The sequence below is a fragment of the Streptomyces lydicus genome (genome assembly GCF_004125265.1).
GTDB lineage: Bacteria > Actinomycetota > Actinomycetes > Streptomycetales > Streptomycetaceae > Streptomyces > Streptomyces lydicus_C.
The window spans coordinates 6,869,971-6,885,646 of the sequence record NZ_RDTE01000003.1 but is presented as its reverse complement, the minus strand read 5'-3'; the positions used below and the strand labels follow the sequence as shown (position 1 = coordinate 6,885,646).

The 15,676-nt window shown below is 73.4% G+C and carries 11 protein-coding genes; 3 read left to right on the top strand and 8 right to left on the bottom strand.

Features of this window, described 5'->3' with window-relative positions:
* The first annotated feature begins 135 nt into the window (after positions 1-135).
* On the top strand, positions 136-1,773 hold the full coding sequence (locus D9V36_RS32795) for an FAD-dependent monooxygenase (protein WP_129296953.1): 1,638 nt from the start codon (positions 136-138) through the stop codon (positions 1,771-1,773).
* A gap of 68 nt (positions 1,774-1,841) precedes the next feature.
* Here the strand turns inward: D9V36_RS32795 and D9V36_RS32790 are convergent, their stop codons facing one another.
* The 3 genes from D9V36_RS32790 to D9V36_RS32780 are packed head-to-tail and all read right to left on the bottom strand — an operon-like array spanning position 1,842 to position 8,253.
* Positions 1,842-3,788, bottom strand: a complete 1,947-nt coding sequence (locus D9V36_RS32790) for a helicase-associated domain-containing protein (protein WP_164993082.1) — start codon at positions 3,786-3,788, stop codon at positions 1,842-1,844.
* Complete coding sequence (locus D9V36_RS32785) at positions 3,785-5,293, bottom strand: SWIM zinc finger family protein (protein WP_129296952.1); 1,509 nt, start codon at positions 5,291-5,293, stop codon at positions 3,785-3,787. Before D9V36_RS32785 ends, D9V36_RS32790 begins: the two co-directional genes overlap by 4 nt.
* Positions 5,290-8,253, bottom strand: coding sequence for a DEAD/DEAH box helicase (locus tag D9V36_RS32780; protein ID WP_129296951.1), 2,964 nt, complete (start codon positions 8,251-8,253; stop codon positions 5,290-5,292). Before D9V36_RS32780 ends, D9V36_RS32785 begins: the two co-directional genes overlap by 4 nt.
* Before the next feature lie 494 nt (positions 8,254-8,747).
* Between D9V36_RS32780 and D9V36_RS32775 the strand changes: the two genes are divergently transcribed.
* Positions 8,748-10,337, top strand: coding sequence for a UvrD-helicase domain-containing protein (locus D9V36_RS32775; protein WP_129296950.1), 1,590 nt, complete (start codon positions 8,748-8,750; stop codon positions 10,335-10,337).
* A gap of 46 nt (positions 10,338-10,383) precedes the next feature.
* Positions 10,384-10,698 (top strand): DUF6343 family protein, encoded by a 315-nt coding sequence (locus D9V36_RS32770; protein WP_129296949.1) that lies wholly within the window; start codon positions 10,384-10,386, stop codon positions 10,696-10,698.
* An 81-nt stretch (positions 10,699-10,779) separates the two neighbouring features.
* Here the strand turns inward: D9V36_RS32770 and D9V36_RS32765 are convergent, their stop codons facing one another.
* From D9V36_RS32765 to rpsA, 5 genes are all read right to left on the bottom strand, one after another.
* Positions 10,780-11,226: a tetratricopeptide repeat protein gene (locus D9V36_RS32765; protein WP_129296948.1), complete on the bottom strand. Its 447-nt coding sequence runs from the start codon at positions 11,224-11,226 to the stop codon at positions 10,780-10,782.
* A gap of 217 nt (positions 11,227-11,443) precedes the next feature.
* Positions 11,444-11,920, bottom strand: a complete 477-nt coding sequence (locus tag D9V36_RS32760; protein WP_431357719.1) for a cupin domain-containing protein — start codon at positions 11,918-11,920, stop codon at positions 11,444-11,446.
* Positions 11,921-11,943: 23 nt separating this feature from the next.
* Complete coding sequence (coaE, locus tag D9V36_RS32755) at positions 11,944-12,534, bottom strand: dephospho-CoA kinase (RefSeq protein ID WP_129296947.1); 591 nt, start codon at positions 12,532-12,534, stop codon at positions 11,944-11,946.
* Between the two features lie 166 nt (positions 12,535-12,700).
* Positions 12,701-13,654, bottom strand: coding sequence for a PAC2 family protein (locus tag D9V36_RS32750; protein WP_129296946.1), 954 nt, complete (start codon positions 13,652-13,654; stop codon positions 12,701-12,703).
* 252 nt (positions 13,655-13,906) lie between these two features.
* Positions 13,907-15,427 (bottom strand): 30S ribosomal protein S1, encoded by a 1,521-nt coding sequence (gene rpsA, locus D9V36_RS32745; protein ID WP_129296945.1) that lies wholly within the window; start codon positions 15,425-15,427, stop codon positions 13,907-13,909.
* Positions 15,428-15,676 lie beyond the last annotated feature (249 nt).

Below are 15,676 nucleotides of genomic sequence, written 5' to 3'. Positions count from 1 at the left end.
TTCGTTCACTGCCGTCACCGACGCCGTCATCGCCGCCGCGCGCCGGCGTTCCCGACCGTATGCGGCACCGCCCTTTCTGGACGTGGCCCGCACCCGCCGGGGATCCGTGCTCCGCCGCCGAGAAAGGGACTGCCCATGAACGGATCGAGCACGACGAGCAGCAACGGGCTCCAGTTCCACCACCCTTACCTCGCCGTGGTGCTCGGCGGCGGCTTCACGGGCATGCTCGCCGCCGCAGCGCTGTCCGGACACGCCGATGTCATCGTCGTCGAGCGCGACCGGCTGCCCCGGACGCCCGCCCTGCCCACGGACCTTCCGCGGGCCCGGCACGCCCATCTGCTGACGGCGGACGGCGCCCGGCTGATCGACGCCCTGCTGCCCGGCAGCGTCGAACGCTGCCTGGCCGAGGGCGCCCGCAGGACGCCGAAACCGGCGGAGTCCGCTGCCCGGCGCCCGGCGGGCCGGCCGGTCATGCGGGCGCGTCCGGAGCATCTGATCGCCTGCTCCCGTGATCTGCTCGACCGGGTCATCCGCCAACAGGCGGCGGCCCTGGCGGGGGTGAGCGTCCTCGACGGAACCGAAGCGGCCGGGCTCACCGGCACCGCGGAGCACATCACCGGCGTGCGCGTCCGGGACACCACCACCGGCGCCACCTACCGTCTGGACGCCGACCTCGTCGTCGACGCCACCGGCCGGCACTCCACCACCCGGGACCGGCTGGCCGCGCTGGGGCTGCCCACCGCACGCGAAGACCTCGCGGACTGCGGCATCGTCTCGGCGACCCGTATTTTCCGTGCCCCTGGCGGCATGGAGAACTGTCCGGTTCTCACCACCCGTTCGGCGTTCCTCGCCCCGGCGCCCGGTGCGCTCGCGCCCCGGCGCCCGGTGCCCGGCAAGACCGCGACGCTGGTCCCCATTGAGGGCGGGCGCTGGCTGGTCACGCTCACCGGCACCGGGGACGACCGGCCCTCCGAACACGCGGGCCGGTTCGTGCCGTTCGCGCGCCGCACGGGTAACGGAGAGATCGGCGACCTCATCGCGGACGCCGAGCCGCTGAGCGAGGTACGGCTGTCCCGGGACACCACCAGCCGGCGGCGGCGCTATGAACAACTGCCGTCCTGGCCCACGGGATTCATCGCCCTCGGCGGTGCCGTGGTCTCGCTCGCCCCCGACTGCGGTCAGGGCCTGGCCCTCGCCGCCCATGGTGCCGCCGTGCTGCGCGGGGCGCTGCGGCGGCACGGGATCGACGAACCGGCGCTCGCCCGGAAGGTGCAGCGGAGCCTCGGACGCCTGGCCCGGGCCCCCTGGTCCCTCGCCACCGGCACGACGCTCCCCTCCTCCCCCGCCGCCGGCCGGCCCGCCGTCAGCCGTTCCTACCTCGACGTCGTCACGCCCTTCGCTCCGACGGCCCCGCTCCTGCGCCCCTTCGCCGTACTCGGTCTGCTCCGGAACGCGGCACGGACCGGAGCGGCGGCAAGCCGTGCGGCGGGCGGGCCGGTCTCACCGCAGGCGCTCCCGCCCCCGCGGCGGGCGACGGCCGGCCCCGCGTCGTCCGCCGACCCGCTTCCCCCGGCAGCGGCCGGTGCCGCCTCCGCCCTCGCGGCGACGCCCGCGGCCACGCTCTCCGCCGCGCCGTCCGCCCCGGGGCAGCCGTCGGCACCGCCCCGGCCCCGCGCACAGCCCACCGCCCGACGCCTCCCCCGCCTCGGCTTCGGGCCGACCGCCCTGCGTCGTATCGGCGGGGCGGGGCGGCGGAAACCCGCGGACGGCTGAGGCCGCCACCGCGTACCAGGGGCGCCGCCTGTTGCCGGGACAGCCCTCCGCCCCGCCCCGGCAACGGGTCAGGTGTTACCGATCGTGGTGGCCTCGGAAGGTGCCGGCAGCCCCAGGAGGCGGTGGGCGAGGGCGAGCGGTGCGTGGGAGTTGCGGGGAGGGGCGGGGGCCTTGGTCCGGTGGGCGGGGAGGCGTTCGACGGTGGTGGCGCCGGTGTCGGATTCCAGGGCCGGCGCATAGCCCGCGGCGCGCAGCGCGTCCAGGGTGGCGGCCGGCGGCCGGCTGCTGACCAGGACGGTCGGGGCGATGACCCGCAGTCCGAGGTCACGCAGGTCACGGTGCGCGGCAAGTTCCTCGACCAGGGCCTCGTCGTCGGAGCGGATGCAGCAGGCGGCGGACAGGACACGCATCCGGCCGTGGGAGCGGGCGGCGTCCCGGACCAGGTAGCCGAGCGGTTGCGGCAGAGTGCCGGTCGCCGAGACACGGGCGAGGTCGTCGAGCAGCGTTGCGGCGCGGTGGCCGGCGTCCAGCGCACGGCGTACGGAGCGGGGGGTGAACCGCCAGGTCACGGCGTGGCCTTCGGATTCCCGGTCGGCCGCGGCGGTGAGCAGTTCCTGGAGCGCGGCGGTGGGACGGCCGGGCACGACTGCGGTCAGGTCGGCCTGGAAATGGGCCTGTTCGAGGAGCGGCGGGAGCAGATCGCCCAGCGGCTCGTCGAGGGAGCGCGGGTCGGCGAGCAGCGCCCGGCCGAGGGAGGTGAGCGTGCCGTGGGCGACCAGCCCGAGGCAGGCGGCCTCGTGGAGGGTGTGGGCGGCGCGTTCCCCGGCCATCGGCTGGCGGGTGACGGCGAGGGGGCGATGCCAGTCCGCGGCCCCGAGCAGGTCCTCCCATGGGGTGCGGGTACCCGTCTCCTGCCGTGGGGGCTCCGTGAACGGCAACGGCGGCAGAGCGCTTCCCCCGTCGAGGGGTACTGCGGCCAGGGCGGCGAGGAGGGCGTGCCGGAGGGCGGGGGCGTGCCGGTCGTGGCCACGGACCAGTGCGGTCGGGGTCTCGCCGGCCGGGGTGTGGGTGGGGATGTCCCACAGTCCCGACCAGGCGGCCAGGAGCGGGGCGAGGCGGGCGCCAGGCGGACGGGCGAGCCAGTCGTCGTAGGCGCCGGTGGGCAGTGCGGTGATGCCGGAGGGGCTGCGGGTCAGCGCGATCAGGTCGGCCGCCAGCGCGAGGTCGAGGAGGAGGCGGGTGTGCGGTTCGGTGGCGCCGGCCGCCTTGGCCAGCCGTTTGATCTCCCGTACGGCCAGCCCGCCCGACTTGCGCAGCGCGGCGGGCTGCGTCGCCAGGGCGGCCAGCAGCCGGTCGGCGGTGGCCGCGAGGGTCGCCGCGGCGGCCCGGGATTCGTCCTGCGGCGAGGTCGGGGGGACGGTTGCGGCGGGCGCCCCGGGGGCGGCGGCGTCCTCCGGCGCGGGCTGCGGGGCGTGCGCGAGGAACGGGCCGAGGTCGTGGGCGGCCAGGAGCTGCGGGGCGCGCGGCGGCACGACGATCGCGCCGTCCTCGGCCGGCGCGGCGAGTCCGTCCTCGCAGAGGTGGCGCAGTGCGGATGCGGCGGCGGTGCGCGCGGGGCCTGGTGAGACGGCCCCGAGGGCGGCGTAGATGTCCTCGGGCGGGACGGGTTCGGTGGCCAGATGCGCGAAGGACAGCCGGTGCGCCATCAGGGACTGGTAGTCGGCGCCCGGGGCCGGGGCTGCGGGGCCGGGGGCGTCACGCCCGGCCCGCTCCTGGCTGATGCGGGCGGTGGCGGCGAGCACCTGGAGCCGGGGATGGTCGAGGTGCAGCACCAGGTGGTGGAGGGTTTCGTAGGACCACAACGCCTGGGCCAGGCCGCGCAGTTCGGTGGGGGCGGGCCGGCGGGCGAGCGGTTCGGCGTGCCGGGTGAGGAGCGCGGCGAGCTGCTCGGGGGTACGCCGGGCGAGGGATCGGGTGACAGCATCGAGACCTTCCACGGCGTCGAGGTTAGTCATCGCGCGAGCAGCGTGGTGAGGGCGCCCACGGGGTCAAGGTCCGCGGGGCCGGTGGGCCACCAGTCCTCTGCGCCCGGCTCGGATTCGTAGGGATACCAGCGGTGGTCGTGGCCGAAACGGAGCTGGATGCCGCGCTCGGCATCGGTGAGGTGGTTGTGGCGCGGGCGCAGGGCCGGGAGGTCCGCGGCGAGGAGGGCACTGCGGGCCCGGTCGAAGTCGCCGGCCGGAGGGTTCCAGACGGCTTCGAGGAGGGCGAGGCCTTCGCGGCCGCCCTGCCGCCAGGCGGCGACCGAGCGGGCCACGTCCGTGGTCGTGCGGCCGGTTGCCGCGGCGAGGTCGCGGTAGAGGGCCCGGGTGGCGGACGTCAGGCCGGCGGTGGGATGGGCGGTGGCCGCCAGGCGGACGGCGTCCTCCCAGATGGGCAGCGCCGGGAAGGGGCTGGGGACGGGCGGGCGCGCGCCCCCGGGATGCCGCCCGCCCTCGGGGCTCCGCCCGTCCCCGGGGCTCCGCCCGTCCCCGGGGCACGAGGCTCCGGCGGCGGACACGCAGGCATGGGCACGGGCCACCGCGTCGGCTGCCAGGAATTCGAGGGCCGCGGGGTCGAAGGGGTGGTGGTCGGCGTCCGGCAGGGCGGGCAGGTGGCCGGGCCGGGGCGGGGCAGGCAGCGGCGGAGGGAGCGGCGGGCGGGGGCGGTCGGCGAGCGCCGCCCTGGCGAGGACACCGGGGAGGGCCTGCGGCCCGGCCGCTTCCCCGGGCTCCCCAGCGGCCGCGCCGGCGGCCGTCACGGCGCTCGGTGCGGTGCCGGTGCGGGGGATTCCGCCTTCGGGCGCGGGGCGGTGCAGGGATGGCTCGGTGGTAACGGGCCGGTGGGCGCGGGCCTCGCGGGCGGTGAGGGCGGCGTTGCGGCGGGAGAGCTCGTCGAGGAGTTCGCGTTCACCGCGGCCGCGCATCAGCAGCAGGACGAACGGGTCGGCGTCCAGGAGGCGGGCGACCTGGAAGCAGAGTGCGGCGGCGTGCTTGCAGGGCCTGCCGTGGTCGGGGCAGGAGCACCGGGGGACGAGGTCGCCCGGGCCCGGCAGGAGGCGCACCCCGCCCTCGGCCAGGGCTTGGGGCAGCTTCTTGGCCAGCAGGGCGGTGAGCTGTGCGGGCTCCGCGGCGATGGCGTCCAGGAGTCCGTCCCACTCCTGGACGGCGAGGGTTCCGATACGGATTTCGGCGCTGTAGGGGCGGGGTCTGCTGCCGCGTACGGTGGCGACGATGCGGCCCGGGGTGACGTTGATGGTGTCGACATGGCCGTCACGGGCATAGGTCCGGCCGCGGGCGAGCCGGGCGCTGTCGAGGGCCGTGGTCTCCAGCGCGTCCAGCCAGGCGCTGCCCCACCAGGATTCGGCGAACAGCCCGCGGGCTCCGGTCCGGACCGGCAGGGGCGGGAAGGTGCGCGAGCGGTCCGCGCGGGCCAGCCGGTCCGCGGCGGCGGCGCGCCCGGAGACGGGGCGGGGGGTCATCCGGGCCTCCTGAGGGAGACGAGGTCGGCCAGTTCGGCATCGGACAGTTCGGTGAGCGCACTCTCGCCACCGGAGAGCACGGCATCGGCGAGTGCCCTTTTGGCGCTGAGGAGTTGGGCGATGTTGTCCTCGACCGTGCCCTCGGCGATCAGCCGGTGGACCTGGACGGGTTGGGTCTGGCCGATGCGGTACGCCCGGTCGGTGGCCTGCTCCTCCACCGCCGGATTCCACCAGCGGTCGTAGTGGATCACGTGTCCCGCGCGGGTCAGATTCAGGCCGGTGCCCGCCGCCTTCAGGGACAGCAGGAAGACCGGGGCGTGGCCCGACTGGAAGCGGTCGACCATCTTCTCCCGTTCGGCGACGGGGGTGCCGCCGTGCAGGAGTTGTACCGGGATGCCCCGGTGGGTCAGATGGTGTTCGAGCAGCCGCGCCATGCCCACGTACTGCGTGAAGACCAGGGTGGCGCCGCCCTCGGCGAGGATGGTGTCCAGGAGTTCGTCGAGAAGTTCGAGCTTCCCGGAGCGGGCGGCGAGACCGGGTGCGGCCTCCTTGAGGTACTGCGCGGGGTGGTTGCAGATCTGCTTGAGGGCGGTGAGCAGCTTCATGACCAGGCCGCGGCGGGCGATGCCCTCGGCGGTCTCGATCCGGGAAAGGGTCTCGCGGACGACGGCCCGGTACAGCGCGGCCTGTTCGCGCCCCAGGGCCACCGGGTGGTCCGTCTCGGTCTTGGGCGGCAGTTCCGGGACGATGCCCGGATCGGACTTCTTGCGGCGCAGGATGAACGGGCGCACCAGTCTGGCCAGCCGCTCGGCCGCCCGCGCGTCCTCGCCGCCCTCGACCTCCCGGGCGTGCAGCGCACGGAACGTCTTGAGGGAGCCGAGGAGCCCGGGGGTCGTCCAGTCGAGGAGGGCCCACAGCTCGGAGAGGTTGTTCTCCACGGGCGTGCCGGTGAGGGCGATCCGGGCGGGGGCCTTGATGCTGCGCAGCGCCTTGGCCGTCGAGGAGCGCGGATTCTTCACGTGCTGGGCCTCATCGGCGACGATCCAGGCCCAGGGGTGTCCGGCAAGCTGGGGGGCGCTGCTGCGCATCGTCCCGTACGTCGTCAGCACGAAGCCGCCCGCCAGGCCGTCGAGGCTGCGGCCGGCGCCGTGGAAGCGGCGTACGGGGATACCGGGGGCGAAGCGTTCGATCTCGCGCTGCCAGTTGCCGAGCAGGGAGGCCGGGCAGACGACGAGGACCGGTGCGGCGGGCCGGCGGTGCAGATGGAGCGCGATGACGGTGAGGGTCTTGCCCAGGCCCATGTCGTCGGCGAGGCAGCCGCCGAGGCCGAGGGAGGTCATGGTGTCGAGCCAGGCCATGCCCCGTAGTTGGTAGTCACGGAGGGTGGCCCGCAGCCCCGGCGGCTGGGGCAGGGGCCGTGCCTCGGCGGCGAGACGGCCGCGCAGCGCGGCGAGGGCGCCCTCGGGCACCACGTCGACCTCCTCGCCGTCCACCTCGGCGGTGCCGTTGAGCGCCGTGGCAAGGGCCTCGGCCGGGTCCAGGTAGCCCAGTTCGCGCTTACGGGCCTTGCGGACGAGCCCGGGGTCGACCAGGACCCACTGGTCACGCAGCCGGACGACGGGGCGGTGCGCCTCGGCGAGGGCGTCCATCTCCGCCTCGCTCAGCGGCACCCCGTCCATCGCCACCTGCCAGCGGAACTGCAGGAGTTCACGGGTGTCGAAGAAGCCGAAGCCGTCCGCGGCGGAGCCCGGTGCCGGGCGCAGCACCGCCGTCGCGGACAGGCCGCGGGCCAGTTCCCTGGGCCAGTGGACGGCCACTCCCGCGGCGCCCAGCCGGGGTGCGGCTTCCCCCAGCAGCGCGTACAACTCATCCTCGCCGAGCGCCAGTACATCGGGAACGGGCTGCTCCAGGAGGCGGGTGAGCGGGGGCCAGATACGGGCGGCGCGCCGCAGGGCGAGCAGGGTGTCGACACGGGAGCGCGGCCCGAAATGTGCGGGCTCCTCGCCGTCCCACAGGTCGCGGGCATCCGTCACCAGGGTGGGGTCGGTGAGGCTGTGCACCTGGAGGACGGCGGCCGCCGCACTGCGCTCTTCGGCTCCGCCCGCTCCGCTCTCCTCCCCGCGGTCGAAGAGCTTGTGCGGGGCGAGATCGAGGCGCAGGGAGAGGCGTACCCCCGCATCGACACCGGCCGCGACCTCGGCGGCCCAGTCCCGGGCGCCGGGAAGGTGCTGGGGCTCGGTCGCGGCGAACGGTGCGCCGGCGACCAGTCCGGCGGCGGGAGTGCGCGGCAGCGCATCGGCGACCGCGTCCACGTAGAGCCGTACCAGGGCCGCCGGGTCGTACACCTGGAGCGGGCGGCTGCCGGCGATCGGCACGGCGTGGGCCTCGGCGGGCATGGCGGCGGCGATGGCCCGGAGGTGCGCGATGTCGTCGGGGTCCAGCGGCCCGGCGCGCCAGGCGTCGGTGTCCTCGGCGGTCAGCCCGGGGAGCAGCCTGCCGCGGGCGGCGAGATGCAGCGCATGCAGGGTGGCCGCGCCCCAGCAGGCGGCAGCCGGGTGGGCGCCCGGGTCGTGCCGGGCACGGACCAGCAGGGGGACGGCCTCGGCCAGGGGAAGCAGCACGGCGGGGACCGTGCGGCTACGGGCACCGTTCCCATGGCGGCGGGCGACGGCCAGCTGCCCCGGCCCGGCGGTCCCGTCACTGCCCGGCACCGTCCCGCCGCCCGGCGCGGCCCCGCCGTCCTCCCCGGTTCCGGCGTCCGGGAGGGGGCCGCCATCGGGCCGCCACAGGGCGATCTTCCCGGCGCGCGGCGGCAGGCCGGGCACGGCGGGCAGGAAGACCGCGGCGCAGCGAGCGAGCGCAGCGCCGGTTTCCCCGCTCTCCCCCATGCCCCCGGACCCGGCCGTGGGCGGGTCGTACGACGGCCGGGCCTCCCCTGCCGCCTCCCGCCGCCTCGTCATCCCATTCCTTACTGCTCGGTCGCTCGCCGTGTGGTCGTTCCGCCCCGGCCCCGGTGCCCGCGGAACCTGCCGCGAACGGCCCGCTCCAGCGCCCCCGACCTGCGAGTCTACGGTCGCACGCAGCACGTCTTCCGCTTCCCTCCCCAGCGCTCACACCTCCCTCGGAGTGCCGGGCGCCGAAGCCCCGGCCGCACACCATGACCGCACCGGCGCCTCTCGTCCGCGTGCGCTCCTCGCCGCACATCGCGGGAGATGAACGAGAGATGCCTCTGCCTGCCGCCCGGCCCCGCCCCGCTCCACTCCGCCGCGGTCCCGGCCCTTCCCGATCGATGGAAGCAGACAGCACTGACAATGCGTCCCGACCAGGCCTTCCGCGCGCGGGCCGGAGGTTATCCACAGGCCACGGGAATCCCTCTCACCCTCGGCCCGAAATCCGCTACGGTGAGCAACATCGTCACGCTCAGTAATCAATTCACAGCGACGAGGAGCACGGCATGCACACCCCCACGCCCGAACAATCCGCGGCGGCGGAGGCCTTTCCGACCGGCGCGCATCTGGTGATCCAGGCCGGCGCCGGGACCGGCAAGACGACCACCCTCGCGATGCTCGCCCGCACCGCGCGGCGGCAGGGCCGGTCAGGCCGGTACATCGCCTTCAACAGAGCGGTCGCGCGCCATGCCGCGCGGACGTTCCCCGCCGAAGTGTCCTGCGGAACCGCCCACTCCCTCGCCTACACCGCCGTGGGCAAGCGCTACCAGGCGCGGATGAACGCCCCCCGGCGAGCGGGATGGCGCACGGGCGCCGCCCTGGGCATCGGCGAGGACATGACCGTCCCCATCGGCGCACGCAAGGTGACCCACAAGGCGCTCTCCTACACGGTCCTGCGCACCGTCACCCGCTTCTGCCAGTCGGCCGACCAGGAGATCGCGCCCCATCACGTCCCGCCCCCGCGCGGAGCCGAATCCGCGCCACTGCACGCACAGCTCGCCGCTCTCGTCCTGCCCTACGCCCGCAAGGCCTGGGCCGACCTGCAGCATCCGGACCGCGGCGTCGTCCGCTTCGAGCACGACCACTACCTCAAGATGTGGGCACTGCGCGAGCCCGTGATCCCGGGGGATTTCCTGCTCCTGGACGAGGCGCAGGACACCAGCCCCGTGGTCGAGCAGGTCTTCACGGCCCAGCGCGACCACGCACAACTGGTGCTGGTCGGAGACTCGGCCCAGGCCATCTACGGCTGGCGCGGCGCCCGCGACGTCATGACCGGGTTCGACGGCAGACAGTTCAGCCTCTCCCGGTCGTTCCGCTTCGGCCCGGCTCTCGCGGCCGAGGCCAATCGCTGGCTCACCATCGCCGGCGCCCCGATCCGGCTCACCGGATCGCCCTGCCGGGAGACGGAATTACGCAGGGTCCCCGCGCCGGAGGCGATCCTGTGCCGGACAAATGTGGGAGCGATGGCAGAGGTCATAGAGCAGCTGGAGGCGGGCCGCCGGGTCGCCCTGGCCGGCGGCGGCCAAGCACTCGGCGCTCTCGCCCGCGCCGCATACGACCTTGAGGCCGGCCGCCGCACCGGCCACCCCGAGCTGATGCTTTTCGAGACCTGGGCCGAACTGCGCGAGTACGCGGAGTCCGACCCGGCCGGACGGGATCTGCTCCCCTTGGCGGAGCTCGTCGACGCCCACGGCACCGAGGCACTGCTGCACGCCCTGGATCAGCTCTCACCCGAGGACGCCGCCGAGGTGACGGTGTCCACGGCGCACCGGGCCAAGGGCCGGGAGTGGGCGAGCGTGCGCATCGCAGACGATTTCACGGGACCCGACGACCTCGACGAGCCCGGCGAGGACGGGACCCCGCTGCCCGGCCCGGTCGACCTCGACGAGGCCCGCCTGGCCTACGTTGCCGTGACCCGTGCCCGCTCGCTCCTCGACATCGGCGGACTGTCCTGGATCAACAGCCACCCCGTCGGCGACCCGCCCCCTGCCCCGCTGCCCGACTCGTTCCCCACCGGAGGAAAAGCCACGGAAGCACCGGCGGAAGGAGCGGAAAGAAGAGCGCACAGCAGGAAAAGAGGTGCCGGAGACAGGTGACGGGCCGACCGATCGGGAGGATCCTGGAGGTGGGAGATGGGTGCCGATGCGTACGGGAAATGAGCCCCTTCAGGCACGTAGCCCGCTGAGAATCCGCTGCGGACTGGCGCTGTGGGGGTTGCTGTGGGCGATCGCCGGAACCGTGGCCTTCGTCGATACCGGGCGACCGGAGTGGGCAGCGGCCTGTGCCGCGCTGGCCTTGGTGGCAGCCACCGACCTGGCCATGGTGATCCGCCACATCCACCAGGGACCGCACTACCAGCCGGGAAGGGACATACCGCCGTACGCCCCCGACCGAGGGCGCAACGACGCGTTCGGCATACGGAACGGGCCCGGCAGGAGACGGGACAGGAGACCGTAGGCGCCGCGACGCGGGGTGCGACGCCACGCTTACCGCGAAGGCGGGCCGCCGTGCCGGCCGCGATGGGCGCGGACAGCGCCACTACTCCGGACCGGCGTCCGGGTGCCCGCGACCACGGTCGCCGCTGCCGCCGCCTCTGTTGCCGCCTCCGTCACCGTTGCCCGTGCCTGCTGGAAAGCGAGCGGCCTCGATGAACTCCGGGCGCGGTTCGAGCGCCGCTGCCAGCCGGAAGTGGCGCAACGCCTCCTCGGCGCGGTCGGCACGCTCCAGGGTGCGGCCGAGTGCGAAGTGCGCGAAGGCGTTGTCCGGCTCGCGTTCCAGCACGATCTGGAACTCGAGTTCCGCGGGCCGCAGTTGAGCGGCGAGGAAGAAGGCACGAGCGCGCAGCAGTCGGGCCGCGGTGTTCTCGGGGTGCGCCGTGATGACGGAGTCCAGCAGCCGGATCGCCCCGCGTGGGTCACGGGCCGCCAACAGCTGCTCCGCGGCGCGGAAGTCGATGACATGCGTCTCGGGGCTGCTCTCGGGCACGGTTGCTCCTCTCCGTCGCCGTCGGCGCATGCACCGGCCACGGACCGTACGGCGTTACCTGCTCCACAACATTCCCGTCGGCCGCGGCATTCCCCGGCCGCCATGGCTTCAACCGGGACTCCCGGCCTCCCTTCGCGAGTGCGGGGAGGCCGGGCCGGCGAAGGAGCGCCCGCCGGCCGCTCGCCACCGGTCCGACGCTCGCCACCGGTCCGATTCCCTACAGGCTGATGTGGTATGCCTTGCGCAACGTCTCGTGCACGGTCCACCGCGTGCGGTCGCCCTCGCGCAGGACGCAGGCGTCGCCGGGTCCCACCTCCAGCACCGAGCCGCCCTCGACCTCGATGGTGGCGCGCCCGCTGACGACCACGAACAGCTCATTGGCCTCGGTGTCCGTCACCACACCCGGTGTGATCTGCCAGATCCCGCGGATCTGCTGCCCGTCGGGGGACTCCCACAACACCTTGCCCGTCACCACCGGCTCGCCGGCGACGATCTGCGAGGGGTCCAGCGGATCAGGTTCCAGATCAGCATCCGCGATGCCGGGGATGCTGACCACGAACGAGGGGGGCGCCGGGTCACCGGCGACGGGCGGTGCGGCGGACTCGGCCACCGAGCCGGGGCCGGAGCCCGGCTCCGTGGTGCGGGCGGGCCCGGTCGCGGAGTTCGTGGCGTCAAGATCGGAAGCAGCAGTCATGGCGGCGAGGTTACCCTCCGGCCTCAGTCGCTCCGCAGCCGCTCCCAGACGGCGCGGACCTGGGGTTCCAGCGCGTCCAGCGGCCCGTCGTTGTCGATGACGAGATCCGCGACGGCCAGCCGCTGTTCACGGGTGGCCTGGGCCCCCATCCGTGACGTGGCCTCCTCCTCTGCCATACCGCGCAGCCGCACCAAGCGGTCCAGTTGAGTCTGCGGCGCGGCGTCGACCACGACCACCAGGTCGTAGAGCGGTGCCAGGCCGTTCTCCGTCAGCAGCGGGACATCGTGCACCACCACCGCGTCCGGCCCGGCCGACGCTTCGAGTTCGGCCGACCGCGCCCCCACCAGCGGGTGCACGATCGCGTTCAGCGCCTTCAGCTTCCCGGGGTCGGAGAACACGATCCGGCCCAGCTTCGGCCGGTCCAACGTGCCGTCCGGCGCGAGCACGTCGCCGCCGAACTCCTCGACCACTGCCGCCAGTCCGGGCGTGCCCGGCTCGACGACCTCGCGTGCGATCTTGTCCGCATCCACCACCACCGCGCCGTACGACGCCAGCAAGCGTGAAACCTCACTCTTGCCCGCACCGATTCCGCCGGTCAGCCCCACCTTCACCATGGGCCCACGCTATACGCTGCGCCCGGACGACAGGAGCGCAGGAGACGGCTCCGGCCTACTCCCCTCCAGCCTCCCCCAAGCACACCCTCACTCACGCCGCGCCCTCACCCACGCTCGGACCTCACCCACACGCGTCCCCCTCACACCCCAACAGGCTCCGGCTCGCTCACGCCCCGCCCGCGCCGCCGTCGCCCTCGCGCTCCGCCAGGAAGCGCTCGAACTCCCTGCCGATCTCGTCGGCCGACGGCAGTTCCACCGGCTCGGCCACCAGATTTCCCCGGCTCTCCGCCCCGGCCACCGCGTCGTACTGATGCTCCAGCCCGCTGACCAGCGCGACCAGTTCCTCATCGCCCTGCGAGATCTGCCGTTCGATCTCCTCCTGCGTCCGCAGCGCCTCCGTACGCAGCGCATGCGCGGCGCCCGGCAACACCAGCCCGGTCGCCGCCGTCACGGCCTCCAGCGCTGTCAGCGCAGCGTCCGGATAGGCGGACCGGGCGATGTAGTGCGGTACGTGCGCCGCCACGCCCAGAACGTCGTGCCCCGCCTCCGCCAGCCGGAACTCGATCAGCGCCTCCGCGCTGCCGGGCACCTGTGCCTCGTCGAAGAACTCGCCGTGCCCGGGCATCAGATCGGTCCGGTTGCCGTGCGGGGTGATGCCTACGGGGCGGGTGTGCGGCACGCCCATGGGGATGCCGTGGAAGTTCACCGAGAGGCGTACGCCGAGACGCTCCACGATCTCCTTCACGGCGGCCGCGAAGCGCTCCCACTCGACGTCCGGTTCGGGCCCGGACAGCAGCAGGAACGGCGCGTCGGTGGTGTCCCGTACGAGCCGCAGCTCGATGCTCGGGGTCTCGTAGGCGGTCCAGCGGTTGCGCTCGAAGGTGAGCAGCGGACGGCGGGCGCGGTAGTCGACGAGGCGGTCGTGGTCGAAGCGGGCGACGACCTGGTTCGGCAGGCCGTCCAACAGCCGCTCGACGATCTGGTCGCCGGTCTCGCCGGCGTCGATGTACCCGTCGAAGTGGTACAGCAGCACCAGTCCGGCGGAGTCCCTGGAGGCAATCGCCTCCACCTCCGCGAGCCCGTCCGGCTCCCATTCGTACATACCCTGGGGATCCAACACAGTGACTGCTCCTCCTCGTTCTCCTCAGCGGCAACGCACGATCCCGCGCGGGCATTCCCGATGCCCGACGACGTGGAAGCCCCCTGCCTCGCGCAGGCCCCGGCGCCGGCCCGGTCGACAGTCCCGATCCGGCCCCTCGCCCGCTCCCGCACCTGCCACCTCGGCCTGCGCCCGCCCCCCGGACACGACGAAGGTCCGCTCCCCTTGAGGGAACGGACCTTCGTCTATCGGCTAGTGCCTACCGGCAAGAGCTCAGCTCTGGCCGCCGGCCAGCTTCTCGCGGAGCGCGGCAAGGGCCTCGTCCGACGCCAGGGCGCCGGAGTTGTCCGCCGACTCCGAGGAGTAGGAGCCGCCGCCACCGGCGTTGCCGCCGCCGGTCTGGCCGCCACCCTGCGCCGCCGGCGCCGCAGCACCCTCGGCCGCAGCCTGCTCGTCGGCCTCGCGGGACTTGATGACCTGAGCCTGGTGCTGCTCGAAGCGCTGCTGCGCCTCGGCGTACTGGTTCTCCCAGGCCTCGCGCTGGGTCTCGTAGCCCTCGAGCCAGTCGTTGGTCTCGGGGTCGAAGCCCTCGGGGTAGATGTAGTTGCCCTGGTCGTCGTAGGACGCGGCCATGCCGTACAGGGTCGGGTCGAACTCGACGGCCGACGGGTCGGCGCCGAAGGACTCGTTGGCCTGCTTCAGCGACAGCGAGATCCGGCGACGCTCGAGGTCGATGTCGATGACCTTGACGAAGATCTCGTCGTTGACCTGGACGACCTGCTCCGGAATCTCGACGTGGCGCTCGGCCAGCTCGGAGATGTGGACCAGGCCCTCGATGCCCTCGTCGACGCGCACGAACGCACCGAAGGGAACGAGCTTGGTGACCTTACCCGGGACGACCTGACCGATCTGGTGGGTCCGGGCGAACTGCTGCCACGGGTCTTCCTGGGTCGCCTTGAGCGACAGGGACACGCGCTCGCGGTCCATGTCGACGTCCAGGACCTCGACCGTGACCTCCTGGCCGACCTCGACGACCTCGGACGGGTGGTCGATGTGCTTCCAGGACAGCTCGGAGACGTGGACGAGACCGTCGACGCCGCCCAGGTCCACGAAGGCACCGAAGTTGACGATGGAGGAGACGACGCCGGAGCGCACCTGACCCTTCTGGAGGGTGGTGAGGAAGGTCTGGCGGACCTCGCTCTGGGTCTGCTCCAGCCAGGCACGGCGGGACAGGACCACGTTGTTGCGGTTCTTGTCCAGCTCGATGATCTTGGCCTCGAGCTCCTTGCCCACGTAGGGCTGGAGGTCGCGGACGCGGCGCATCTCGACCAGGGAGGCCGGGAGGAAGCCACGGAGGCCGATGTCGAGGATGAGACCACCCTTGACGACCTCGATGACGGTACCGGTGACGATCCCGTCCTCTTCCTTGATCTTCTCGATGGTGCCCCAGGCGCGCTCGTACTGGGCACGCTTCTTCGAGAGGATCAGGCGGCCTTCCTTGTCCTCCTTCTGGAGGACCAGGGCCTCGATCTCGTCGCCGACGGCAACGACCTCGTTGGGGTCGACGTCGTGCTTGATCGAGAGCTCGCGGCTCGGGATCACACCTTCGGTCTTGTAACCGATGTCGAGCAGGACCTCGTCCCGGTCGACCTTCACGATGACGCCGTCGACGATGTCGCCGTCGTTGAAGTACTTGATCGTCTCGTCGATCGCGGCGAGGAAGGCTTCCTCGTTACCGATGTCGTTGACCGCAACCTGCGGGGTGGTGGCGGTGGTCTCGGTGCTGCTCGTCATGTGGGTAAAGGCTCCGGTGCGGACATTGAAGTCGTAGGTACTGCTACGCCGAGAGCCCGTATCGCCTCTGCATAAGCCGGACAGTGTCAAAGACGCCTTCGCCGGAAGCCCGTGGATGCCTGAGCATCCTGGGCGACCCGAGATCGCCTCAAAACCGAGGGGACATACATACAGATGCGAGCGCGGCCTGCTACGTCTGAGGCGCGCAAGCCCGCAGCGCAACTTGTAGCATACGGGGGCAGCCGGACC

Excerpts from the sequence above, each read along its gene's own strand:
- D9V36_RS32795 (WP_129296953.1), top strand. The coding sequence starts at position 136 with ATGAACGGATCGAGCACGACGAGCAGCAACGGGCTCCAGTTCCACCAC.
- D9V36_RS32790 (WP_164993082.1), bottom strand. The coding sequence starts at position 3,788 with ATGACTAACCTCGACGCCGTGGAAGGTCTCGATGCTGTCACCCGATCC.
- D9V36_RS32785 (WP_129296952.1), bottom strand. The coding sequence starts at position 5,293 with ATGACCCCCCGCCCCGTCTCCGGGCGCGCCGCCGCCGCGGACCGGCTG.
- D9V36_RS32780 (WP_129296951.1), bottom strand. The coding sequence starts at position 8,253 with ATGACGAGGCGGCGGGAGGCGGCAGGGGAGGCCCGGCCGTCGTACGAC.
- D9V36_RS32775 (WP_129296950.1), top strand. The coding sequence starts at position 8,748 with ATGCACACCCCCACGCCCGAACAATCCGCGGCGGCGGAGGCCTTTCCG.
- D9V36_RS32770 (WP_129296949.1), top strand. The coding sequence starts at position 10,384 with ATGCGTACGGGAAATGAGCCCCTTCAGGCACGTAGCCCGCTGAGAATC.
- D9V36_RS32760 (WP_431357719.1), bottom strand. The coding sequence starts at position 11,920 with ATGACTGCTGCTTCCGATCTTGACGCCACGAACTCCGCGACCGGGCCC.
- coaE (WP_129296947.1), bottom strand. The coding sequence starts at position 12,534 with ATGGTGAAGGTGGGGCTGACCGGCGGAATCGGTGCGGGCAAGAGTGAG.
- rpsA (WP_129296945.1), bottom strand. The coding sequence starts at position 15,427 with ATGACGAGCAGCACCGAGACCACCGCCACCACCCCGCAGGTTGCGGTC.